We start from the raw sequence: 24,467 nt of genomic DNA, 5'->3' as shown, positions 1-24,467 counted from the left end.
GCAGCTTCCTTAGTGGTTGCAGCCAGGGCCGTGGACGTGATCGTCGTCGTCACCTTCAACGTCGGCCGGTTCCATTTCCAGTTGCAGGCTCATCAGATTGGTAGCCAATGGGCGCATCAGCAGGTTGGCGTACTCGGCGTCGCCTTCTTCCACGTCCACGCCGATCAGCAGTTGGCCACGGCCGTCGTGCTGGATCCAGATTTCCTTGCCCTGCCAGACCACGGCGACGCGGGTGCAGGAAGTTTCCAGCTGGGTGCCGTCGGTGTCTTCAAGAATCAGTTTCAGGGTGTCGGTGGTCATAAAATGCTCTCAGCCATGGGGCGTAAAAGGGGTGCGTTAATTGATCTGGAAAGGATAAACCGAGCCCAGTTTAAGGATTTGCGTCAATTCATCCAATGCCGTCCGGCACTCCAGCAACAATTGCGGGTCAGCCAGGTCGGTTTCACGCAGGCTGTCGCGGTAGTGCTTGTCGACCCATTGGGTCAGCGTGTCGTACAACGGCGCGGTCATGATAACGCCTGGGTTCACCGCCGCCAGCTCGGTGTGGTTCAACGCCACGCGCAAGCGCAGGCACGCCGGGCCACCGCCATTTTGCATGCTTTGCTTGAGGTCAAAGACTTTTACCTCGCGAATCAACCCACCGGACGCGGTCAGGTTTTGCAGGTAGTGCCACACACGTTCGTTGGCGCGGCATTCTTCCGGCACGATCAGCAGCATCGAGCCGTCGGCGCGGGTCAGCAACTGGCTGTTAAACAGGTAGGAACGCACCGCATCCTCGACACTCACCTGAGCGCGGGGCACGCACACCGACTGGAAGTTGCCACCCAGCTTGCCCAACTTGCCTTGCAGCTCACCCAGCATCTGCTCGGTATTGAGGAACGCATCCTCGTGATAGAACAGTACTTCGCCATTGCCCACCGCGATCACGTCGTTGTGGAACACACCAGCATCGATCACGGCTGGGTTCTGCTGGGCGTAGACCACGCCGTCATCTCGCAGGCCGTGCAGACGCGCAACGGCCTGGGACGCTTCGAGGGTCTGGCGCGCCGGGTATTTCTGCGGGGCCGGGTAACGGGTGTCGAATGCGCTGCGGCCGAACACGAAAAACTCGACGCCCGCCTCGCCGTAGTCACGGCAGAAGCGTGTGTGGTTGGCCGCGCCTTCGTCACCGAACTGCGCCACAGCCGGCAACGCGGCGTGGTGGGCAAAGTGCTTGCCATCGGCGAACATCGCGCCCAGCACGCGGCTGGTGGTCGGGTGCTCGATGCTGCGGTGGTATTTGCAATTGAGGTTGGCGGCAGTGAAATGCACGCGGCCATCCGCGGTGTCGGCGCTTGGGCTGACGGTGGCGGCGTTGGCCACCCACATGCTGGAGGCCGAGCAGCTGGCGACCAGCAACGGCATGGCCTGCTTGGCCGCCTGCTGAATGACTTGGGCATCGGTGCCGCTGAAGCCGAGGTTGCGCAAGGCGGCCACGTCCGGGCGCTCCTGCGGCGCCAGCACGCCTTGCACAAAGCCCATGTCCATCAGGGCTTTCATTTTCTGCAGGCCCTGCAACGCCGCTTCCTTGGGGTTGGAAGACTGCTGGCTGTTGCTCTGGGACGCGACGTTGCCGTAGGACAAACCGCCGTAGTTATGGGTCGGCCCCACTAGACCGTCAAAATTGACTTCATAGGATTTCATCGGCGAGGCTCCACGAACATCTGTTTTTATAGGCATCTGGTGCAGATCTATAGCTGTAAACCCAATCAAGTGTGGGAGCTGGCTTGTGTGGGAGCGGGCTTGCTCGCGAAGGCAGTGTGTCAGTCAATACATCTGACGACTGAACCACCGCCTTCGCGAGCAAGCCCGCTCCCACAGGGTCCCGCTCCCCACATTTAGATCAGCGTAATACCTGGCGTCAGTGTGGCTGGAACCACAAGGCTTGGCGTTTCCAGCGACGCCACCGGGTACGCGCAATAATCCGCCGCGTAATACGCACTGGCGCGGTGGTTGCCCGACGCCCCTACCCCACCAAAGGGCGCGGTGCTGGCAGCGCCGGTCAGTTGTTTGTTCCAGTTGACGATCCCGGCGCGGCTTTCCAGCCAGAACTGCTGGTAGCGCGCTTCGGAATCCGACAACAAACCCGCGGCCAGGCCGTACTGGGTGTTGTTGGCCTCGGCAATCGCCCCGGCAAAATCAGCGTAGCGGATCACCTGCAACAGCGGGCCAAACAGCTCTTCATCCTCGCGTTCGGTCACACCGGTCACGTCGATGATGCCCGGGGTCAGCAAAGCGGCCTGGGCCTGTGGCTGGGTCATTTCCAGCAGCGCCACGGCGCCATTGGCCAACATCAGCTCCTGGGCCTGCATCAGGGCTTTCGCCGCACCGAGGGAAATCACCGAGCCCATGAACGGCGCCGGCTGCTGGTCGAACGCGCCGACTGCAATCGTCGCACTCACCGCCACCAGACGCGCCAGCAATGCATCGCCCCACGCGCCTTGCGGCACCAGCAAACGACGCGCACAGGTGCAGCGCTGGCCGGCCGAAATGAAGGCGGACTGAATAATGGTGTACACCGCCGCATCCACATCGGCCACTTCGTCGACCACCAGCGGGTTGTTGCCGCCCATCTCCAGAGCCAGGATCTTGTCCGGGCGCCCAGAGAATTGCTGGTGCAGGTGGTTGCCGGTGCGGCTGGAGCCGGTGAAGAACAAACCGTCGATGCCCGGGTTGGCCGCCAGGGCGATCCCGGTTTCGCGGGCGCCTTGCAGCAGGTTCAGCACGCCCGCCGGCAAACCGGCTTCGATCCAGCATTGCACGGTCAGCTCGGCGACTTTCGGGGTCAGCTCGCTCGGTTTGAACAGCACGGTATTACCCGCCAGCAAGGCCGGGACGATATGCCCGTTCGGCAAGTGACCGGGGAAGTTGTAAGGGCCAAACACCGCCACCACGCCGTGGGGCTTGTGGCGCAACACAGCGGAGGCGTCGCCCAATGGGCCGCTCTTCTCGCCGGTACGCTCACGGTAACTTTGTACCGAGATCGCGATCTTGTTGGCCATGCTGGTGACTTCGGTGGCCGATTCCCACAGTGGCTTACCGGTTTCCTCACCAATGCAGCGGGCGATTTCATCGGCGCGGTTTTTCAGGGTGGCGGCGAAGGTTTCCAGCACGCCGATGCGTTCTTCCAGCGGGCGTCGGGCCCAGGCCGGGAACGCCTGGCGCGCAGCCTGCACGGCGGACTCGACCTGCTCGGCCGTGGCGCCATTGCCGGCCCACAGCACCTGCTGGGTCACCGGGTTGCGCGATTCAAACAGTTCACCCTGGCCAGCCAGCCAGCTACCTGCGATATACAGCGAATTCATTATTTGGACTCCCGAGCAGCAGACAACGCAACAGCACGCACTTGATCACCCACCACCAGTTGCAGGCGCTTGGCGGTTTGCGGATCAACCACCAACGTGCCTGCCGCCAGACGGGCCGGCGCGGCAGTGATGCGGCAATCTTCGCGCTTGCGGTTATGGATCAGGAACGGCGTGGCGTCGTCCCCCGGCGTGCCGATGGCGAGCACCAGCGACTGGCTGTCGCGCACGGCACGGATCTTGGTGGTCTCACACTCCACCGCCGGCCCCGCGTCGAAAATATCGACATAGCCCTGGTAGCTGAACCCTTCGCTCTTGAGCATGCTCAGCGCCGGCTCGGTATCGGGGTGAACCTTGCCGATTACATTGCGCGCATCCTCGGAGAGGAAGCAGCTGTACAGCGGAAACTTGGGCATCAGCTCGGCGATAAACGCCTTGTTGCCCACGCCGGTGAGGTAATCGGCCTGGCTGAATTCCATCTTGAAGAAATGCCGGCCCAGGCTTTCCCAGAACGGCGAGCGCCCGGCGTCGTTGGACACGCCGCGCATCTCGGCAATGATCTTGTTGCCGAACAGCTGCGGGAATTCAGCGATAAACAGCAGGCGCGCCTTGGCCAGCATGCGGCCGTTCAGGCCGGTGCGATAATCGGCGTGCAGGAACAGCGAGCACAACTCGGAATTACCGGTGAGGTCGTTGGCCAGGAACAGCGTCGGAATCTCGCGGTAGATATTCAGCTCCTGGGAAGCGCTGACCGTCAGGCCGACCCGGAAGTTGTACCAGGGCTCACGCAGGCCGACGGCACCGGCGATCGCGGAAATGCCCACCACGCGGCCTTCGTCGTTTTCGAGCACGAACAGGTAGTCAGCATCCCCGCGCCCGGCGTCGCCGCGAAAGGTTTTTTCGGCCCAGCCCACGCGATGGGTCAGGCGCTCTTCATTGGCCGGCAAGGTAGTAAGGCCGGTGCCGGTGCTGCGCGCCAGATCAATCAGGGCCGGTAAATCGCTGCTGCGTACGGGACGAACGATCATGCTATCTCCTCAGACGGGCCGCCTGCTCAGGCCACCCGCGAAACTCTGTTCTCTAAACCGCAACCAAACGCACGCTGGCGCCTTCGCCGACGCCCAGGGCTTCGGCCGCCGCCAGGTCCAGGGTCACCGGTTTACCGGGCGCGTAGTCCAGTTCCAGCATTACCGCACGGTAATCCTGCAACTGCGCGTTGCTGACTAAGGTACTGGCGGCCAGCCCCCTTGACCATCTCGCCGATCTTCACCGGCACCACGCGGCTTTGGGCAATCGAGCGAATGCCCGACACCCGGGCGTGCAGCGTCGGGCCGCCGTCGAAGATGTCGATGTAATGGTCGGTCTCGAAGCCTTCACGCATCAGGATGTCGAAGGTAATTTGAGCCCGCGGGTGCACCTGGCCCATGGCTTCCTGGGCTTCGTCCGGCAACAGCGGCACGTAGATCGGGTAATGCGGCATCAGCTCGGCGAGGAAGGTGCGGCTTTTCAGCCCGCACAGGCGCTCGGCGGCGGCGTAATTGAGGTCGAAGAAGTTGCGACCAATGGCGTCCCAGAACGGCGAATCACCGTTCTCGTCGCTGTAGCCGACAATCTCGGTCACCACCGAGTCGGCAAAGCGCTCAGGGTGGCTGGCGACGAACAGCAGGCGGCCACGGGAGTTGAGTTCCGACCACGGCGAACCGACCAGCTCGGGCACCACGTAGAAGCTGGTGAGCAGGCTGTTGCCGGTGAGGTCGTGACACTGGGAAAGCACGTGGATCTTGTTGTGGATCTTCAGCTCGCGGGAGGCGTGCACGAAGGTTTCGTTACGGAAGCTGTAGAACGGCTCCGAGTAACCGGCCGAGGCGACGATGGCCGAACAGCCGGCGAGCTTGCCGGTCTCGGTGTCTTCGAGCACGAAGAAATAGCTTTCTTCACCGTTGAAACTGACCTCGGCCGCGAAGGACGCTTCGCTGGCGGCGATCTTGTCGCTCAGGCGTTCCACATCATCCGGCAAGGAGGTGACACCAATCGGGCTGTCCGCAGCCAGACGCTGTACCTCGCCCAGATCAGCCATTTGCGCGGGGCGCATCACCAGCATGGTGTCACTCCTTAACTCGAAAAACTCACAGAGGGAAAAATGCCGGACACAGGATCTGGGCTCACACACCTCTCAATGTGCAGTAGATCCATGTGGGAGCTGGCTTGCCTGCGATGGCATCACCTCGGTCTCACTGAAAGACCGAGTTGCCTGCATCGCGGGCAAGCCCGGCTCCCACATGGGATTCGGTCCGGCATTTGAAATAGTTGCTCGACGCCTGTTCACCAGGCGCCGAACGGTCCATCAGGCTTGCGTCAACGTCTTCACAGCCCGCTCAAAACGATCCAGGCCTTCGTTGATATCCGCTTCTTCCACCACCAAACTCGGCGCAAAACGCACCACGTCGGGGCCGGCTTGCAGGATCATCAGGTTTTCTTTCTCGGCCGCGTTGAACACGTCCTTGGCCTTGCCCTTGAAGGCGTCGCTCAGCACGCAACCGATCAGCAGGCCCATGCCGCGTACTTCGGTGAAGATGCCGTACTGTTTGCCGATCTGCTCCAGGCGCGCCTTGAACAGGTCGTGCTTGGCATTCACGCCCGCCAGCACTTCAGGGGTATTGATCACGTCGATCACCGCTTCCGCCACCGCGCACGCCAGCGGGTTGCCGCCGTAGGTAGTGCCGTGGGTGCCGACCACCAAGTGCTTGGCCAGGGCCTCCGTGGTGAGCATGGCAGCAATCGGGAACCCGCCACCCAGGCTCTTGGCGCTGGTGAGGATGTCCGGCACCACGCCGTAATGCTGGTAGGCGAACAGATGACCGCTACGGCCCATACCGGTTTGCACTTCGTCGAACACCAACAGCGCGTTGTTCGCGTCGCACAGTTCGCGGGCACCTTGCAGGTAGGCCAGTTCGGCCGGCAGTACGCCGCCTTCGCCCTGGATTGGCTCGAGCACCACGGCGCAGGTCTTGTCCGACACGGCGGCTTTCAACGCGTCCAGGTCGTTATAAGGAACGTGGGTGATGCCGGTAATTTTAGGCCCGAAACCATCGGAGTACTTCGACTGGCCACCGACGTTGACGGTGAACAGGGTACGGCCGTGGAAGCTGTTGAGCGCGGCGATGATCTCGTACTTCTCAGTGCCGAAACGGTCGAACGCCACGCGACGGGCCAGCTTGAACGCGGCCTCGTTGGCTTCGGCGCCGGAGTTGCAGAAGAACACGCGCTCGGCAAAGGTGGCGTCGATCAGCTTATGGGCCAGGCGCAGGGCCGGCTCATTGGTGAACACGTTGGACACGTGCCACAGCTTGTTGGCCTGTTCGGTCAGCGCACCGACCAGCGCCGGGTGGGCGTGGCCCAGTACGTTGACCGCGATGCCGCCGGCAAAGTCGATCAGCTCGCGACCGGCCTGGTCCCATACGCGCGAACCTGCGCCACGCACGGGGATAAAGGCGGCAGGTGCGTAGTTGGGAACCATCACCTGGTCGAAATCGGCACGTTGCACCGGGGCTTGCTCAACGGACATCGGAGTCTCCTGAAGAGGAACGCCTGCCTGGAACTGGCGGGCGATGCAGGGATTGTAAGGACAGTTTTGAGTGCGGCCTTGCCGCCAAGCGACAACTTCTTATAGCGCCAACCCGCGATTTTCGCGGGTTTACGCCAATGCGACAAATAGCGTCGCAATGGCGCAGTTTAAACGCTGGCGCGTGATTTGCGGCATCCGCCGACGGATTTGTCCGTCGTCCGGCAAAAACCATCTATGCACCGCCTGCTCGCCGGCACGCTTTGGTCCCATTGGCCGTCATCCCATTTGGATTCCCCGCCATGAACGACCGTACTTCCAGCCCTCACTATCGCCAACTGATCAACGCCGTGCCGCCATGGCTAGGCAATGCCAGCCCGGCCCGGCACCAGCAACTCAAGGGCACCACGCTGACGATCCCGAATTGGTACAGCACCGCCTCGGCCGCCGATCACTACACCCTCAAAACGCTTAACCGTGCTGCCTGGGCGGCGCAGAACCCGGTGGATCAGGCCCTCGGCAGGCTGCAGGATATCAACGCCTTCGCCCGGCCCAAACTGCAACAGGCGCTCAGCACCCGGTTCAGCCTGGAGCTGGACGTGGAAACGACCCTGGTGCGTTTCTACCTCCCTGCCAGCATCCCGTGGTTCCCGATTCGCTCAGGTGCCGCGCGCACCTGGACCGTCTCGTTGCTGGAAGCCGCGCTGCACAACTTCGAACCCGACGAAACCCGCGCCGATGCCCACGAACGCGCCTCAAGCTACCTGCGCAAAGTCACCGCTACCGAACAATTCGAAATCCTCACCACGGTCAAAGACCGCATGAGCATCGAGGCCTTTACCCAGTTGTGCCGGGAGCTGGACCTCGGCGGCCAATACCAGACGTATCTGGCCGAGCAACTGCTGGAACCGGTGGCCTCGGCAGTGCTGCAACGCCAGGTCGACGCCAGCCAGAAAGCCGCCCTGAAGGTGGCGCTGCAGGTTGCGGTGATCAAGCGCGACCTCAGCGAGACACTGCAACGCCTGATCGAAGGCATCGTCGACGGCCTGCAAGGCATGCGCCTGGACGGCAAGACCTGGCGGGCCCACGACTTGACGATGATGTCGGCACAGCTGACCGGCATCGTGCTGTTTGCGCCGGACCTGGAACAGCATCAGCAGACCGTGCCGGTGGTGGCCTATATCCCGGACGACCCCGACCACCCGATCAAGCACTACGCCTCGAGTGCCGCACTGATGCAGGCGCTGACGCAAAAACTGCGCGCCCCCACCTATCAGGCGTTTTTCAGCCGGTTTGTGGCCCACGAAGAGCGCGGCTATTTCTTCGCCGACCTGCGTCAACGCTTGAGCCGCGTGACCTGGCACCAGCACGTCAGCGGCGACCCGATGCCCACCTGGCGCGAAACGCCGACCAGCAAACCCAACCTGCAATTTGCCGCCAAACCCATCAGCGGCGAGCTGCTGACGCATCTGTATCAACGCAAACTCAACAAGATCATCAACGACGCTGCGGTGATGGCCGTCTCCACCGCCAGCGCCGACCGCAAAGCACGCTGGGAGCGTTGGGATGCCCTGCAGAATATCGCCTCGACCTTGCTGCAGATTGCCGCCTTTATTGCCGCGCCGTTTTTCCCGCCACTGGGGGCGCTGATGATCGGCTATACGATTTACCAGGTGCTGGATGAAACCTTCGAATCCATCATCGACTGGGCCGAAGGTCTCAAAACCCAAGCGTTCAGCCACTTTATGACGTTGCTGGAAACCCTGGTGCAACTGGGCATGTTCAGCGTGGGCATGCCCATCGCCGAGAACGTGCTACGCCAAGCGCTGCCCCGGGAGCTGTGGGATTTCATCGACCGGCTCACACCGGTGCAGCTTCCCGACGGCCAGGCACGCCTGTGGAACCCGGACCTGACGCCTTATCGCCAGCCCAGCGCCGCCGCCTCCCAGAATCTGGGGATTTATGGGGAAGGCAACACCGCAAGCTTGCGGTTACCTCACGGCCAGTTCGGCGTCAGGCAGGTGGGCGACACCGGCGTATACAAGATCCAACACCCCAGTCGCACCAATGCCTACCAACCGCTGGTGCGGCACAACGGCGCCGGCATCTGGAGTACCGAACTGGACCAGCCGCTGACCTGGAGCGACGAGCACCTTATCCAGCGCCTCGGCACGCAGGCCGAGGGCCTGCCGCCGGCTACCCTGCGCCGCGCCTGCGCCTTCAGCGAAACCGACAATAACGCCCTGCGCAAAATGTACCTGGACAACGAGCCACTGCCGCCGCTGCTAGAAGACCAGATCAAGCGCCTGAGAATCGACCAGGACCTGCAACGCTTTATCGACCAGATGCACAGCGATGACCCCGCCCTCTATACCCAGGCCGACCCGCATACCCAGCTGCAACTGCTCACCACCTATGACCTGTGGCCCGAAACCAAAGCCCTGCGTTTTCTCAATGCCAACGGCGATATCACCTGGCAGTACGCACCGAAAAGCCAATACCCGGTGGTGCAGATTCACGAGGCACAACTGGCGCGGGGCGACTTGCTGAGCATCGTGTTGCAAACCCTGAATGAAACAGAAATCAGAACCCTGCTGGGCGAGCCGTCGGCAGGCGCACCCAATACGCTGCCGGTGCGTACCGCGATGCTGCGCAAAAAAATCGCGCAACTGGCCGATGAAAAACGCGCCGCATTGTTTGACTCGCGCTACCGCGGCCTGGAAGCCAGACACTCGCCCAGAATTCAGGCACTGATCGACACGCAGCCAGGCCTGCCCACCAGCGTCGCCCGGGAACTGCTGCGCGGTGCCAGCCGTGAAGAACTGAAGCAGATCGATCGGGCCCAGGTACCTGCGCGCCTAAAGAGCTGGCACGCTGGGCCCAGCAGGAAGTACGCCTGACCCGCGCCTATGAAGGGCTGTTTCTCAAAGCTTCCGACAACCTGGACAGCGATTTACTCGCACTGCACTCGCTGGAACGCCTGCCAGGCTGGCCGAGCAAGGTGCGTATCGAAGTCAAAAACTATTCGTTCAATGGCCTGTTGCGCGACAGCATCGGCCAGCCCACGGCGCCGACACGCAGAGTGCTGGTGATGACTGAAAACGCTGAATACGAAACCTACGATCACAAAGGCCTCCATCTGTTTGGCCGCACCGACCTGTACACCGCGATTCTGCAAGCATTGCCGGATGCCGAGCGAGAGGTCCTGGGTTTGAACATCGGCGAAGGCGAAAAACTGCGGCAGCGCCTGGGCGACGCGCTGCTGCCGCGTGACAGCCTGCGTACAGTCCTGCTGCAACACCCCGTGAGCAAACCAGCCTATGACCCCACAACGATGCGCCTGCCCGGTGGCATGAACGGCTATCCCCCTGCCACTGGTCGCAGCCTGGAGGACCGCGCACAACAGCTGTTTCCCAGTATGCAACCCGCACTTTTGCAAGAACTGGTGACAAGCCTCAATCAACAGCCCGGCGGTGCATTGAGTGCGCTGGTGTCCTTGCAAAGCCAATACACTCGCCTGGAACACGACCTATCACTCTGGGAAGCCAACACCCCCCGGCTGTACCCGGGAACCGAAGTGCGCATGGGCCGTCATGACTACGCCGACGCACAAAGCGCTCGTCAACGCTGGGCAGAACAGCTCAAGCAATGCTGGCGTCTGGAAACCGGCCTTGATGATGCTTTCGAGGGCGGTTTTCAAGGCTACAAGCTGGAATTGCCGGACCCCGTTCAAGGCGCCCTGCCCACCTTGAACCTGCAACTGGCGCACGTGACGTTCCTTGAGCTGACAGGTGATTCCCACACCCAGGGTGTCGCCGCGTTTTTGCAATACTTCCCGACACTGCGTCACGTGGCACTGCGCAACCTGCCCTTGAACAGCATCCCGCCTGCCCTGTTCAGCATGCCCGGCCTGACCGAACTGGTGCTGAGCGACTGTGGCCTCACCTTGAGCGCCCCTGACCACGCCGCCCTCGCCGCCATGACCCAACTGCGGGCGCTGGACCTGTACGCCAACCCGCTGGAACGCATTCCGAATCTTACGGGCCTGCGCGACCTGAGCTTTCTGGACCTGGCCGAAACCGGCATCAACACGCTGCCTCAGGGCCTGTTGCAATTGCCGGAACTGGGCACCGCCGTGCTGCGGGACAACCGTTTCAACGCGTTGCCCCAAGCACTGTTCGACCTGCCCCCGGAGGCCAGCAGCGCCTTTGATTTCTCCGGCAACCCGCTGTCCCTGGCGACCCGTAACAAGGTCAAGGCGCTCTACCAACAAACGGGGGAAGACTGGGGCATTGCCGCGCCACAGGCCGACCTCGCCACCACCCAGGCGCTTTACCCCACGTTTACCCTCGAGGAAGCCCAGCGTTTTGTCATGGGGTTACCCGGCGACTTAGCCGCAGGCCAGCGCACACTGGCCGGGCTGCAACAGGAATATCAGACACTGCAAGCCGACCTTGGCCTGTGGGTCGTCTCGCAACCGGCAGAGCATCCCATACTCGGCACCCCTTTGGACGCCCAAAGCGCCGCGCAGGAGCAGTACAAACGCGCCCAACTTAAACAGCTGCTGGAGCAGACCTGGCGTCGCGAAACCGAGGTAGACACCGACAACCCCGACATGCGCATCAGCCACAAGCTGATTTTCAGGCAGCCGATACTGGGCGAGTTTCCCGCACTGGCAGCCAACTTTGAGCATGTCTCGGTGATGGCGCTGCACTGCGACCACCTCACCACAAGTGTGGATGCGTTTCTCAACAGTTTTCCCAAACTGCGTGAGCTGAGTATTCACAGCGGCGCGCTGGGAAACATTCCCGAGGCGGTTTTCCGCATGCCGAACCTGCGCCATCTGACCCTGAAGCGCTGCGAGCTCACGCTCACCCCCGCCAGCGCGGGGTCTTTGGCAGGGATGGAGAACCTCGTCTGGCTGGACTTGCACGGCAACCCGCAACTGACGATAACCCCCGACCTCAGCCAGATGCCGGCCCTGCGCTTGCTGTCATTGAACCGATGCTCGATCACCGAGTTGCCCGTGGGGCTGTTGACCCGCGACCAACTGGAGGTGGCGGACTTGCGCAATAACCTGATTACTCACATGCCCGCAGCGCTTTACGAAACGCCGCGAGAACGGGTCAACACCCTGTATTTGCGCGGCAACCCGTTCACCCCGAGAGGTCAAGCGCAGGTCGTGCAATTTGCGCGTGACACCGGAATCGATCTGCTGCGCCCGCTGGATGCGGTCAACTTACCGGCACTTGCGCCAATGGAGGTCGACGAATAGCGCGCCCTAGCCGCGCTCGGAGGGCACCGACGACAATTCGAACGGGCTGCTGCTGCGCCGTTGGTTGCGGTCTTCACGTGGGGTGGCGCCGAAGAAGTTGCGGTAGGCGCTGGAGAAGTGCGGCCCCGAGGAGAAGCCGCACGACAGGCCGATCTGGATGATCGACTTGCTGGTTTGCATCAGCATCTGGCGGGCCTTGTTCAGGCGCAGTTCCAGGTAATACTGGCTGGGGACGCGGTTGAGGTATTGCTTGAAGATGCGTTCGAGTTGTCGTCGCGACACGCACACGTGCTGGGCGATTTCGTCGGTAGTCAGCGGCTCTTCGATATTCGCTTCCATCAACAGAACGGCCTGGGTCAGCTTCGGATGGCTGGAACCCAGGCGGTTTTGCAGCGGAATACGCTGGCGCTCGCCGCCTTCGCGAATGCGCTCCACCACCAATTCTTCGGACACCGCACCGGCCAGCTCGGCGCCGTGATCGCGGGCGAGTACCGCCAGCAACAGGTCGAGTACCGACATACCGCCGCAGGCGGTCAGGCGGTCTCGGTCCCAGTCGAACAGATGGCTGGTGGCGATGACCTTGGGGAAACGCTCGGCAAAATCATCCTGCCAGCGCCAGTGCACGGCGGCGCGATAGCCGTCCAGCAAGCCGAGCTGGGCCAACGGATAGACACCCGCCGACAGGCCGCCGATCACACACCCGGCGCGCACCAGTTGCTTGAGTGCGGTGCTCAGTTGCGAGGCAATCACGGTCGGCGGCTCGTCCGCCAGCAGGAACAGTTTCTGGAAGCCCTCGAGCTTGCCGGCCCACGGTTCGCCCGGCAGCTGCCAGGCGCCTTCGGTCGCCGGTTCCGCGAGCAAAAACGACAGCTCGTAGACCACCTCCGGATGCACCCGCTGAGCAACGCGCAAGGCCTCCTCAGCCAGCGCAAGCGTCAGTGCTTTTGTGCTGGGCCAAATCAGGAAACCAATTTTATGGGCGGTCATGGAGTGCTATCCGAAGCGAGTAACGGTAATGAAGACAAAGGCCAATGCTAGCCGGTAAACCCACACAAATCTTAAAAACTGATGAAGATCCAAATGTGGGAGCGGGCTTGCTCGCGAACGCGGTGTATCAGTAACAAATGTGCTGAATGACACGCCGCATTCGCGAGCAAGCCAGCTCCCACAGGGACCGACGTCAACTTTCGGGCCGTGAATCATGCACTATTTCAGTGCACAAAAGCAGTCCTGTTATTTCAAGCTACCGGACAGGAACTGCTGCAACCGCTCCGATTGCGGGTTTACCAGCACTTCACGCGGGTTGCCACGCTCTTCGACGATACCCTTGTGCAAAAACACCAGCTGGTTCGACACCTCACGGGCAAAGCCCATTTCGTGGGTCACCACCACCATGGTACGGCCTTCCTGGGCCAGGTCCTGCATCACCTTGAGCACTTCGCCGACCAGTTCCGGGTCCAGCGCCGAGGTCGGTTCGTCGAACAGCATCACCTCCGGCTCCATCGCCAGGGCACGGGCAATCGCCACGCGCTGCTGCTCGCCACCGGACATGTGGCCGGGGAACGCATCCTTACGATGGCCCACGCCGACTTTGGCCAGGTAGTGCTCGGCCTTTTCGCGGGCCTCTTTCTTCGACATGCCCAGCACGTGCACCGGGGCTTCCATCACGTTTTCCAGCGCGGTCATGTGCGACCACAGGTTGAAATGCTGGAACACCATGGACAGGCGCGAACGCATGCGCTGCAGCTGTTTAGGGTCGGCGGCCTTCATGGCGCCGTCCTTGTTGGCCACCAGTTTCAGCTCTTCGTTATTGAGCAGAATCTTGCCGGCGTGGGGTTGCTCGAGCAGGTTGATGCAGCGCAAAAAGGTACTTTTGCCCGAACCACTGGAACCAATGATGCTGATCACATCACCGGCCGCGGCGGCCAGGGACACGCCTTTGAGCACTTCATGACTGCCATAGCGTTTATGCAGGTCTTGGACTTCAAGTTTGTACATGCGGTCGGTTCTCACAAAAACAGGTGGTCAGTCGTTGAGCAAGCGCCCGTGACGCAGCGCTTCGCGCCCCGCCACCTTGGCCAGCCAGAAACCCGCTTGGGCATAACGCAGCCGTTCAACGGCAAACAACACCCCCGAAGTGCCCGCGCAAAGGGTGCTCACGCGGTCTTCCAGGGGGTCAATCACTTCAAAGATCGGCTCACCGGCCTCCACCCAGTCGCCCACTTTACGCAGGTAACTGATGACCCCGGCATGGGGCGCGAACAGCAATTCGGTGCCTTCGAACGGCAAGCCTTCGCACGGTTCGTGCTGGGGCGCCGGCCATTCGCCTTTGATCAGGCCCTGTTCGGCGAGGAACGCCAGGATGCCTTCGGCGTGGAAAATCGCTTCGTCGCGGCCGGTGTCGGCCTGGCCGCCCAGTTCCAGTGTTGTTGCCAGGCACGCCAGCGGGATCTGCGCGTCGGGGAAGGCACGGGACAGACGCAACCACGGCAGCGAACAGGCTTCATCAAACGAGTTGCCGCCGGAGTCTTCGGCCAGCAGGCCGACTTTCACATTCAAATGCGCCGACAGCGAACGCCACTGCGGCCAGTGTTGGGGCAGCGCATACATGTGCAGCGCGGCCTCGGCGTCGCAGTGCAGGTCGAGAACCACATCAGCGGTGCAGGCATGGCTCAGCAAAATGCGCTGCATCCCTTGCAGCTGGCTGCTCGGCGCGGGCAGTGCGTTGAACACATCGCTCATCGCCTGGCGAATCAGGCGCACATTGGCGTGCGGGTCATCGCCCAGCTTGCCTTGCAGCAACTCGGCAACCGGCTCGCTCAACTCCACGAAATCGCGGTTGAAATTCTTGCCGCTGCCCACCTCGAAACGCCCCTGATGACTGCCTTGCAGCAGCTGGCCCAGGCCCATCGGGTTGGCCACCGGCACCAGCTCAATCACCCCGTTGAGGGCGCCTTGCTGTTCCAGGTCACCGAGGCGCTTTTTCAGCTCCCAGGCGGCGCGCATCCCCGGCAATTCATCAGCGTGCAGGCTGGCCTGGATATACGCCTTGCGCTCGCCGCTGCCGAAGCGAAACACGCTCAGCTGGCGCTCGCAGCCCAGGTGGCCCCAGGGCAACCGGTGATCGATACGTTCCATATCAGTGCTTCCTCGGCGCCAGGTAGCTCAGCCAGCGGCGCTCGGCCAACTTGAACAGGCGTACCAGGATAAAGGTCAGGCACAGGTAGAACACGCCGGCGGTGATATAGGCTTCGAACGGCAGGTAGAACTGGGCGTTCACCGTGCGTGCTGCACCGGTGATGTCGATCAGGGTGACGATGGACGCCAGACTGGTGGTCTGCAGCATCATGATCACTTCGTTGCTGTACTGCGGCAGTGCGCGGCGCAGGGCCGACGGCAGCAGGATCCGGCGATACAGCTTATAACGCGACATACCCATGGCCTTGGCCGCTTCGATCTCGCCATTGGGGGTGGCCTTGAGGCTACCGGCGATGATCTCGGCGGTGTAGGCGCTGGTGTTGATCGCAAAGGCCAGGCACGCGCAGAACGTGGCGCTGGACAACAGCGGCCACAGGAAACTTTCGCGTACGGCTTCGAACTGGGCCAAACCGTAGTAGATCAAGAACAGCTGCACCAGCATCGGCGTGCCGCGAATCACGTAGGTGTAAAGCCAGGCGGCGCCATTGACGAGCGGCTGCTTGGACACCCGCATCAGGCCCAGAGGCAAGGCGGCGAGCAGCCCGAAGAACAGCGAGATCGCCAGCAATTTCAGGGTCGTCGCCAAGCCGCCGAGGTACAGCGGCATGGCGTCCCAGATGACGTTGTAGTCGAAGATCATAGATCAGCCGCCCTTACGCCTACCGAGTAGCGCTTCTCAAGATAGCGCAGGGCCAACAACGAAACGCTGGTGATCACCAGGTACATCGCCGCCACTGCGAGGAAGAAGGTAAAAGGCTCGCGGGTGGCGTCTGCCGCCTGCTTGGCCTTGAACATCATGTCTTGCAGGCCCACCACCGAAATCAGCGCGGTGGCCTTGGTCAGTACCAGCCAGTTGTTGGTGAACCCGGGGATCGCCAGCCGAATCATCTGCGGCACCATCACCCGGAAAAACACCTGGAAACTGCTCATGCCATACGCAAGGCCGGCCTCGGCCTGGCCCTTGGGGATGGCCATGAAGGCGCCACGGAAGGTTTCCGAGAGGTAGGCGCCAAAGATGAAACCCAGGGTGCCGATACCGGCGGCCAAGGGGTTCAAGTCGATATAGTCGTCATAGCCGAGCATCGGCGCGACGCGGTTAAGCAAGTCCTGACCGCCGTAGAAAATCAGCAGGATCAGCACCAGGTCGGGGATCCCGCGGATCACCGTGGAGTACAAGTCACCCAGCCAGGCCAACCAGCGCACCGGCGACAGGCGTAACGCGACCCCGATCAGACCCAGAACAATGGCCAAGGCCATGGACGACAAGGCGAGCTGAAGCGTCAACCATGCGCCATCGAGGATGACGGCCCCGTAGCCTTTCAACATGATTCAGGTCCTCGAAAAGGGGATGAAAAAATGGCGCAAACCTCAGGAATTCTGTTGCTTGCGCCATTCTGGACGGACAGCTGCGACGAGTTACTTAGGGGCAGCGCCGTAAATATCGAAGTCGAAGTACTTGTCCTGGATTTTCTTGTATTCGCCGTTGGCACGGATCGCGGCAATGGCTGCGTTGATGCGGTCCAGGTTTTCCTTGTCGCCTTTACGTACAGCGATACCGATGCCGTCGCCGAAGTATTTGGCGTCGGTGAACTGTGGGCCCACAAACGCGTAGCCTTTACCGGCCGGGGTTTTCAGGAAACCGTCTTGCAGCAGGGTAGCGTCAGCCACGGTGCCATCGAGGCGGCCGGCTTCCACGTCCAGGTAGATTTCGTTCTGCGAGCTGTAAGGAGTCACGGTGGCGCCTTTAGGGGCCAGGACTTCCTTGGCGAAACGGTCGTGGATCGAACCGCGCTGCACACCGATCTTCTTGCCTTTCAACTCATCCAGGCTGTCGCTGACGGTGGTGCCTTCCTTCATCACCAGCTGCGCCGGGCTCAGGTAGTAGCGGTTGGTGAAGTCCACGGATTTCTTGCGGTCTTCAGTGATGGACATGGACGACAGGATCGCGTCGATCTTGCGCACTTTCAGCGCAGGGATCAGGCCGTCGAACTCTTGCTCGACCCAGGTGCACTTGACCTTCATCTCGGCGCACAGGGCGTTGCCGATGTCGTAGTCAAACCCCACGATGCTGCCATCCGGCGCCTTCGAGGCAAACGGAGGGTAAGCCGCTTCGATACCAATTTTCAGGGGCTTTTCATCAGCGAAGGCCTGCATGGACAGCACGGACAGCGCCAGGGCGCCCAACAGCACAAGTTTCTTCATCTTGGGACTCCATCGGTATAGGGCAAAAAGCAGTATGAGCCGTGGCCCACGATGCGACTTAAGTGAAACCGAATAGCGGCGCTGCGTCCTACGCAAGTGCATACCTGCAACGACGAGCGAGTGATCGGCATTCTAACGACAGGCCGGAAGCCGATATTTCCTCAATGCGACAACAATTTACAGAAGCACCGAGAAAGCGGTTCCAGCACATTGACAGTCCCTGAATTTTATGCAGAGACAAAAGATATTAAACCTGTTGATGCTGCAAATTGCGGGCCTATTATTCGCAAACCCTTCTAGCACGGCAAGTCTGGCGTTTAATCTAATTTCTGAGGGTGTCTAAAACGCGGGTTTTCAGGGCACAGGTGTAGCACATCGCCCCAGGATTGGGCGCCGGGTTACACATTTAGGTTGCACGGTAACATTCAGAAACGTCCTACTGAAGAAGCCGATATTTATTGGTTTGGTGGGTGTGCGGGGCTGTCAGAGCGCCACCCGACTCGCCTTGAAATGCAATAAACCTGTGGGAGCTGGCTTGCCTGCGATGCTGGTGTGTCAGGCGCGGGTGGGCTAACTGATAGCCCGCTATCGCAGGCAAGCCAGCTCCCACATTGAGCCGGTTTCGCCAGTGATATCCAGTCAATAAAAAGCCCCACCCGGTCTACACCGAATAGGGCTTTATCTGACTATCCAGCGCTTACGCGACGTTCATGGTCTTGTGCGTTTCAATCAAATGCGCCACCACCCCTGGGTCCGCCAGGGTGGAGATATCGCCCAGCCCGTCATACTCAGCCGTGGCAATTTTGCGCAAGATCCGCCGCATGATTTTGCCCGACCGCGTCTTCGGCAAGCCCGGCGCCCACTGGATCACATCCGGCGAAGCAATCGGGCCGATTTCCTTGCGCACCCAGTTTTTCAGCTCCAGGCGCAGCGCTTCGTTCGGCTCCTCGCCATTTTTAAGCGTGACATACACATAGATGCCCTGCCCCTTGATGTCATGTGGCACACCCACTACCGCCGCTTCCGCGACTTTAGGGTGAGCCACCATTGCGCTTTCAATCTCGGCGGTGCCCATACGGTGACCGGACACGTTCAACACGTCATCCACACGGCCGGTGATCCAGTAGTAGCCGTCCTCGTCACGGCGCGCACCGTCACCGGTGAAGTACATGCCACGGAACGTCTTGAAGTAGGTGTCCACGAAGCGGTCATGATCGCCGTACAGCGTACGCGCCTGGCCTGGCCATGAATCGAGGATCACCAGGTTGCCTTCGGCCGCGCCCTCGATCAGGTTACCGAGGTTATCCACCAGCGCCGGCACCACGCCAAAGAACGGCCGTGCCGCCGAACCCGGCTTGAGCGCATGCGCGCCCGGCAGCGGGCTCATCATGTTGCCGCCGGTTTCGGTCTGCCACCAAGTGTCGACGATCGGGCAACGGGATTGGCCGACGTTCTTGTAGTACCAGTCCCAGGCTTCCGGGTTGATTGGCTCGCCCACCGAACCGAGCAAGCGCAGGCTGCTGCCATCGGCGCCTTCTACAGCAGCGGTGCCGGAAGCCATCATCGCGCGGATCGCGGTCGGGGCGGTGTAGAGGATATTGACCTTATGCTTGTCGACGATTTTCGCCACCCGGGTGATGTCCGGGTAGTTCGGCACACCTTCGAACAGCAACGTGGTCGCGCCGTTAGCCAGTGGGCCGTAAACAATATAGGTGTGGCCGGTGACCCAGCCGACGTCGGCGGTGCACCAGTAGATTTCGCCCGGGCGGTAGTCAAACACGCGCTCGTGGGTCAGGGCTGCGTAGAGCAGGTAGCCGCCAGTGGTGTGTTGCACGCCTTTAGGCTTGCCGGTGGACCCGGAGGTATAAAGGATGAACAGTGCTTCTTCGGCGCCCATCTCTTTGGGCGCACACACGGTGCCCGCCACCTTCATCAGGTCTTCGTACCAGATGTCGCGATGCTGGTTCCACTTGATGTTGCCCTTGGTGCGCTTGCACACAATGACTTTCTGGATGCTGCTGGTTTCCGGGTTAGTCAGCGCGTCGTCGACGTTGGCCTTCAGCGGAATCTTCTTACCGGCGCGGATACCTTCATCAGCAGTGATCACCACCTTCGACTTACAGTCGATGATGCGACCGGCCAGGGCTTCCGGCGAAAAACCGCCGAACACTACGGAGTGGATCGCACCGATGCGGGTACACGCCAGCATGGCGACCACGGCTTCGGGGATCATTGGCATATAGATAGTCACCACGTCGCCACGGTGCACATCCTGGCCGCGCAGGGCGTTGGCGAACTTGCAGACTTCTTCATGCAGCTCGCGGTAGGTGATGGTGCGGCTTTCGGCAGGGTCATCGCCCTCCCAGATGATCGCCGCCTGGTCGCCACGCTCGGCGAGGTGGCGGTCCAGGCAGTTGTAGGAAACGTTCAGGGTGCCATCGGCGAACCATTTGATGTCGACATGGTGGTCGTCGAAAGAGGTCTGCTTGACCGCGGTGAAAGGCTTGACCCAGTCAAGGCGCTTGGCTTGCTCGCGCCAGAAGCCATCGGGGTTGACCACCGACTGCTGGTACATGGCCTTGTAGGTTGCCTCGTCGGTCAGCGTGTTGGCTGCTACTTCGGGGCGAACGGGGTACAGGGAAGCCGCACTCATCTTTCTTACCTCGGTGACATAGTTGTTGTTGTATGGCCCCAGTTGTAGCCGGGGCAGCCCCATAGAACCATTCGACGATGGTAGTAACAAGCCCCTACAAATTGCCCTGCTATCCGCGCTTGCCGCTCTGGCCCGCGCCCCGTGGCGCTTTGCGGCTGTGTGAAAAAACCTTTACCACGGGATTGTTACAAAAACTGCCAATAGTGTTTATCAAAAGCACGGGTATATGAATATAACCCGCGGGCCTAAAATCAACTCCGCCAACAAGGCACTGTGATTAACACCGCAACAGCCCCCACGAAGGCATCGTTAATCCGAACTTCCCAACTCTTAAGTTACACACGCGGCCTCACAAGGGCCCCGTGATCCCTTTCGCCCTGAAGAAGGTAGATAAAGAAATGAAAGCTCTCGTAGTTATGGCCCTCAGCAGCTTGTGCGCCACCGCCGCCCTGGCCGACGAGGCCCCGACCGAGCTGGCCGGCCACAACGCCCCGATTGTTGAGGACTACACCTACAGCACCCACTTGGATGTTGCCAAAGTACTGTCCATGAGCAGCATTCCGGAAGTATGCGACGTTGTACCGGTGAAGATGGAATATGAAGACTCGCAAGGTCAGCGTCATATTCTTAACTATCAAGTCATGGGCAATGGTTGCTCTAACGGGTAATTACCTCGTTATTTAGATTCAATCCGGATCTTGGTCGCCGCAAGAAATAGTTCTTGCGGCCAAGAACCGATTTAGAACCCACCCCGCAATAAATGTGGGAGCTGGCTTGCCTGCGATGGCAATTTCAGCCTGATACGCCTCCCAAAGCCCCTCACCGCCCCGCCTCCTCCAGCAGCACAAAAACTATCCCACCGCCCGTCAAAAAATTCCTACACCAGCAAAGCCTTGCAAACACACGCTTTGGCCGAAAACCACGGCATTTTGGCGCTTGCTCGTGACCATCCGCCGCAACACAAAGCCGAATTTTTCCCTATAATGCGCGGGTAAATCGGGCCTGCAATATCCCTTTACACTGGGATGAAGAGCCAGACCTGAGGCATCCCGCGCGAGCTTGCACCTACTGCTGCGCACCTCAAGCCTCACGCAGAGCACCCGTAGCCCTATTCCGTTTAATGCGTGCGCTAGCTGCAACAAACGATTCCTTAAGATCCACCGCGGCCTCTGGGCCGTGTGAACACCCAACCATCCGGTTTCACACGGGCACCTTTGAGCCCTCACGCAGGAGACGACACGTCATGCTGAGCTGGGACGAATTCGACAAAGAAGAAGAAGGCGAAGTAGCCACTAAAGGCGCCAACGCCGGCCACGCCACCGAAGCCAACATGGACCGCCTCGACGGTGCCGGCGCTGCCGCCGCCATCGAAGCCCGCGCCGTCACCGCCAGTGACTCCGCCGCCATCGTGCGCGCCAAAGCTGCGCTGGACAAACTCGACGTCGCCGAAGGCCTCGCCGAACTCGAAGGCTCCGCCGCCCGCGTCGCCGTTGACGAAAAGCGCATGATCAACTGCCGCGCCGACCTCAACCAACTCGTCCCCTTCAAGTACGACTGGGCCTGGCAGAAGTACCTCGACGGCTGCGCCAACCACTGGATGCCGCAAGAGGTCAACATGACCGCCGACATCGCCCTGTGGAAAAACCCCGAAGGCCTCACCGACGACGAACGCCGCATCGTCATGCGCAACCTCGGCTTCTTCTCCACCGCCGATTCGCTGGTCGCCAACAACCTGGTGCTGGCCGTGTACCGCCTGATCACCAACCCGGAGTGCCGCCAGTACATCCTGCGCCAGGCCTTCGAAGAAGCGATCCACACCCACGCCTACCAGTACTGCATCGAATCGCTGGCCATGGATGAAGGCGAAATCTTCAACATGTACCACGAGATTCCATCGGTCGCTAAGAAAGCAGCCTGGGGCCTGAAATACACCCGCTCGATCTCCGATCCGAAGTTCGAAACCGGTACCGTCGAGACTGATAAAGAGTTGCTGCGCAACCTGGTCGCCTACTACTGCGTATTGGAAGGCATCTTCTTCTACTGCGGCTTCACCCAGATCCTCTCCATGGGCCGCCGCAACAAAATGACCGGCGTGGCCGAACAGTTCCAGTACATCCTGCGCGATGAGTCGATGCACCTGAACTTCGGTATCGACGTGATCAACCAGATCAAAATCGAAAACCCACATTTGTGGGATGCCGAGATGAAGGAAGAAGCGACCCAGATGATCCTGCAAGGGACTCAGTTGGAGATTGAATATGCTCGCGATACCATGCCGCGTGGGGTGTTGGGCATGAATGCGGCGATGATGGAGGACTACCTCAAGTTCATCGCGAACCGTCGTTTGTCGCAGATTGGTCTTAAAGAAGAGTATCCAGGCACCACCAACCCGTTCCCGTGGATGAGCGAGATCATGGACTTGAAGAAAGAGAAGAATTTCTTTGAGACTCGGGTGATTGAGTACCAGACTGGTGGGGCGTTGAGCTGGGATTAAGTCCTAAGCCAGCAACATCAAAAGCCCTGACATGTTCAGGGCTTTTTTATGCTCCGTGATTTGAATAGGAGCCTTCTTACACCAAGATCATCCATAGAAGGGTTGATGCAAATTTCAAGACTGAATAGTCTCGCCCACCGGTGCCTAAGAAACGCCCAACGTAGCAGCTAGCCTCACTTATCAGTCAAAAATCTGCATGACTCCACTCATGCGGAATTCGTACTGCATTGAGGCCAGGCAAGTTGGAGTTTCTTAAATCCGCTCTCTACGTCGGGCCCGCGCCCTTCCGACAACCACGTAGAGATCATGGAAAATGCCTAGCCACTATCCGCTCGACTTGCCGACAGCCGAGAAGGTTGCAACGACTGAGCCTTTTGTTGCCGTCGTTTTCACCCGTCAAAACCTTCAACTGCACACCCTACTTCTAGAAAACCAACCGTGGTTCTGCGCTCGCGATCTTGGGCGTTTGATGGGCTGGTATCTAGATGAGCGAACGACGCGCAAGCTTGATGAAGACCAGCGAAGAACTCTAAAACTTCTCTTTCACGGTCAGCCGCAAGAAATGCTGATGATCAGCGAATCCGGTGCTTACGCGCTGCTGATTTATCATTACACACCGGGGAATCGCCTACTGCGTAGCTGGTCGTTCCAACTTTGCGCGACGAGCGCCAGCCACGAACAGTGGAACGGCCGTTGTTGAGTATGTTGGATTGGCCGGAGATGTCGTTGAACCTGCTGCATTGGCAGGATGAAGGCTGGATACGACTTCGGGATATGCCGTATCTATTAGTGAATCGGTCCTATCGGGGAGAATCAACAAAGACTGCATGGTGGCGCAAGCTCATTCAACCTTTCCGAATGAAGCAGCGATTTCATCAAATTCGACGACAGCCAAATCCGTCTGACCAGTAGGAAATTTCGTAGACGCAGTAATGGCTACTCAGTATCGTCCGAGGGTTGTCTACCCTCGGCGGCTGTATGGATTTTACGAAAGACAAAACGGATTGGAACGACGCGGAGCTGGCAGCGGCGGTCAAGGCGTACTTGAAGATGTTGGCCTGGGAAAAGAGCGGCCAACCTTTCAACAAAGCCCTCGAAAACCGCCTTCTGCGTGAAGGCCCGATGGCGGGCCGCGCAAAGGGCTCCATTGAATTTCGCATGCAAAATATCTCCACCGTGCTCGTCCAGATGGGATGGGACCGTATCGAAGGCTACAAGCCTGCAAAAAACGTGGGCACAGGCGTTGAGCGACGCATCCGCCAAGCGCTCGCCGCCCAGGGTGTATTCGAATCCGAAGACGCTGCCCAAACTGCAGACGAGCAAACGCTTATCCGCCGCGCCTCCAGACTGCAGCTGCAACCTTCCATAAGCTGCCGGATGGAATTGCCCGGCCGCAGAAGGTATCGACCGTCAGCACCGCCTTCATCCGCGACCCAAAGGTACGCGCCTGGGTACTAATAGAAGCCAACGGCATTTGCGAAGGCTGCGGCTCTAACGCGCCTTTCGAGGTCGACGGCCAGCCATTTCTTGAAGTACATCACGTCAAGCACCTCGCCCAGAAGGGTTCGGATCGCATCACCAATGCTGTAGCCTTGTGCCCCAATTGCCATCAGCGTTGTCACCGGTCGAGTGACCGGGAGGCTTTCACCGAGGGGCTTTACTCTAAAGTCGGAAGATTGGCACGCGAGTAAACTCCTGCTGTCACACCTGATGCACGCTCAAAAAAATACTAGATAGGACCG

16 protein-coding genes and 3 pseudogenes are annotated in these 24,467 nt (G+C 60.3%); 6 read left to right on the top strand and 13 right to left on the bottom strand.

All coding sequences use genetic code 11. The features are described 5' to 3' along the window. Nucleotides 1–9 precede the first annotated feature (9 nt). From LRS56_02335 to LRS56_02310, 6 genes and pseudogenes are all read right to left on the bottom strand, one after another. Nucleotides 10–300, bottom strand: a complete 291-nt coding sequence (locus LRS56_02335) for a topoisomerase II (protein WDU63425.1) — start codon at nt 298–300, stop codon at nt 10–12. Nucleotides 301–336: 36 nt separating this feature from the next. Further along, entirely contained in the window at nt 337–1,683 is a 1,347-nt protein-coding gene (gene astB / locus LRS56_02330; protein WDU63424.1) for an N-succinylarginine dihydrolase, read from the bottom strand. A gap of 194 nt (nt 1,684–1,877) precedes the next feature. Beyond that, nucleotides 1,878–3,347, bottom strand: a complete 1,470-nt coding sequence (astD, locus tag LRS56_02325; protein WDU65682.1) for a succinylglutamate-semialdehyde dehydrogenase — start codon at nt 3,345–3,347, stop codon at nt 1,878–1,880. Next, a complete protein-coding gene (gene astA, locus LRS56_02320; protein ID WDU63423.1) occupies nt 3,344–4,369 on the bottom strand; it encodes an arginine N-succinyltransferase in 1,026 nt (341 codons plus the stop codon). The genes astD and astA overlap by 4 nt, the downstream gene beginning before the upstream one ends. A gap of 52 nt (nt 4,370–4,421) precedes the next feature. Beyond that, nucleotides 4,422–5,442: pseudogene (gene aruF / locus LRS56_02315) on the bottom strand (arginine/ornithine succinyltransferase subunit alpha). A gap of 243 nt (nt 5,443–5,685) precedes the next feature. Continuing rightward, nucleotides 5,686–6,906 carry an aspartate aminotransferase family protein gene (locus LRS56_02310; protein WDU63422.1) on the bottom strand — a complete coding sequence of 407 codons (1,221 nt, stop codon included), beginning with the start codon at nt 6,904–6,906 and terminating at the stop codon, nt 5,686–5,688. Nucleotides 6,907–7,205: 299 nt separating this feature from the next. Between LRS56_02310 and LRS56_02305 the strand changes: the two genes are divergently transcribed. Both LRS56_02305 and LRS56_02300 read left to right on the top strand, forming a co-directional pair. After that, on the top strand, nt 7,206–9,803 hold the full coding sequence (locus LRS56_02305; GenBank protein ID WDU63421.1) for a hypothetical protein: 2,598 nt from the start codon (nt 7,206–7,208) through the stop codon (nt 9,801–9,803). 101 nt (nt 9,804–9,904) lie between these two features. Continuing rightward, a complete protein-coding gene (locus tag LRS56_02300; GenBank protein ID WDU63420.1) occupies nt 9,905–12,178 on the top strand; it encodes a hypothetical protein in 2,274 nt (757 codons plus the stop codon). 6 nt (nt 12,179–12,184) lie between these two features. On the opposite strand, the gene argR is transcribed toward LRS56_02300, so the two are convergent. The 7 genes from argR to acs all read right to left on the bottom strand — a co-directional run bounded on the left by argR (nt 12,185) and on the right by acs (nt 20,231). Next, entirely contained in the window at nt 12,185–13,165 is a 981-nt protein-coding gene (argR, locus tag LRS56_02295; protein WDU63419.1) for a transcriptional regulator ArgR, read from the bottom strand. Nucleotides 13,166–13,411: 246 nt separating this feature from the next. Continuing rightward, nucleotides 13,412–14,176 (bottom strand): ATP-binding cassette domain-containing protein, encoded by a 765-nt coding sequence (locus tag LRS56_02290; protein ID WDU63418.1) that lies wholly within the window; start codon nt 14,174–14,176, stop codon nt 13,412–13,414. 27 nt (nt 14,177–14,203) lie between these two features. Continuing rightward, complete coding sequence (locus tag LRS56_02285) at nt 14,204–15,316, bottom strand: M14 family metallopeptidase (protein ID WDU63417.1); 1,113 nt, start codon at nt 15,314–15,316, stop codon at nt 14,204–14,206. A gap of 1 nt (nt 15,317) precedes the next feature. Beyond that, entirely contained in the window at nt 15,318–16,016 is a 699-nt protein-coding gene (locus tag LRS56_02280; GenBank protein ID WDU63416.1) for an ABC transporter permease, read from the bottom strand. Beyond that, a complete protein-coding gene (locus LRS56_02275) occupies nt 16,013–16,702 on the bottom strand; it encodes an ABC transporter permease (protein ID WDU63415.1) in 690 nt (229 codons plus the stop codon). The genes LRS56_02280 and LRS56_02275 overlap by 4 nt, the downstream gene beginning before the upstream one ends. Nucleotides 16,703–16,792: 90 nt before the next feature. Then, on the bottom strand, nt 16,793–17,578 hold the full coding sequence (locus LRS56_02270; protein WDU63414.1) for an ABC transporter substrate-binding protein: 786 nt from the start codon (nt 17,576–17,578) through the stop codon (nt 16,793–16,795). A 697-nt stretch (nt 17,579–18,275) separates the two neighbouring features. Continuing rightward, on the bottom strand, nt 18,276–20,231 hold the full coding sequence (acs, locus tag LRS56_02265) for an acetate--CoA ligase (protein WDU63413.1): 1,956 nt from the start codon (nt 20,229–20,231) through the stop codon (nt 18,276–18,278). 398 nt (nt 20,232–20,629) lie between these two features. Between acs and LRS56_02260 the strand changes: the two genes are divergently transcribed. From LRS56_02260 to LRS56_02245, 4 genes and pseudogenes are all read left to right on the top strand, one after another. Then, complete coding sequence (locus tag LRS56_02260) at nt 20,630–20,899, top strand: DUF2790 domain-containing protein (protein ID WDU63412.1); 270 nt, start codon at nt 20,630–20,632, stop codon at nt 20,897–20,899. Nucleotides 20,900–21,474: 575 nt separating this feature from the next. After that, the gene (locus LRS56_02255) at nt 21,475–22,725 is read left to right on the top strand and encodes a ribonucleotide-diphosphate reductase subunit beta (GenBank protein ID WDU63411.1); all 1,251 of its coding nucleotides are present in this window, start codon (nt 21,475–21,477) and stop codon (nt 22,723–22,725) included. A 313-nt stretch (nt 22,726–23,038) separates the two neighbouring features. Continuing rightward, nucleotides 23,039–23,637, top strand: a pseudogene (locus LRS56_02250) (Bro-N domain-containing protein). A 66-nt stretch (nt 23,638–23,703) separates the two neighbouring features. Then, nucleotides 23,704–24,416 (top strand): annotated as a pseudogene (locus tag LRS56_02245) (HNH endonuclease signature motif containing protein). Nucleotides 24,417–24,467: the final 51 nt, after the last annotated feature.

This window comes from Pseudomonas poae (genome assembly GCA_028869255.1).
Lineage (GTDB): Bacteria > Pseudomonadota > Gammaproteobacteria > Pseudomonadales > Pseudomonadaceae > Aquipseudomonas > Aquipseudomonas poae_C.
The sequence above is the reverse complement of the archived record's forward strand: the minus strand, read 5'-3'. Positions and strand labels throughout refer to the sequence as shown.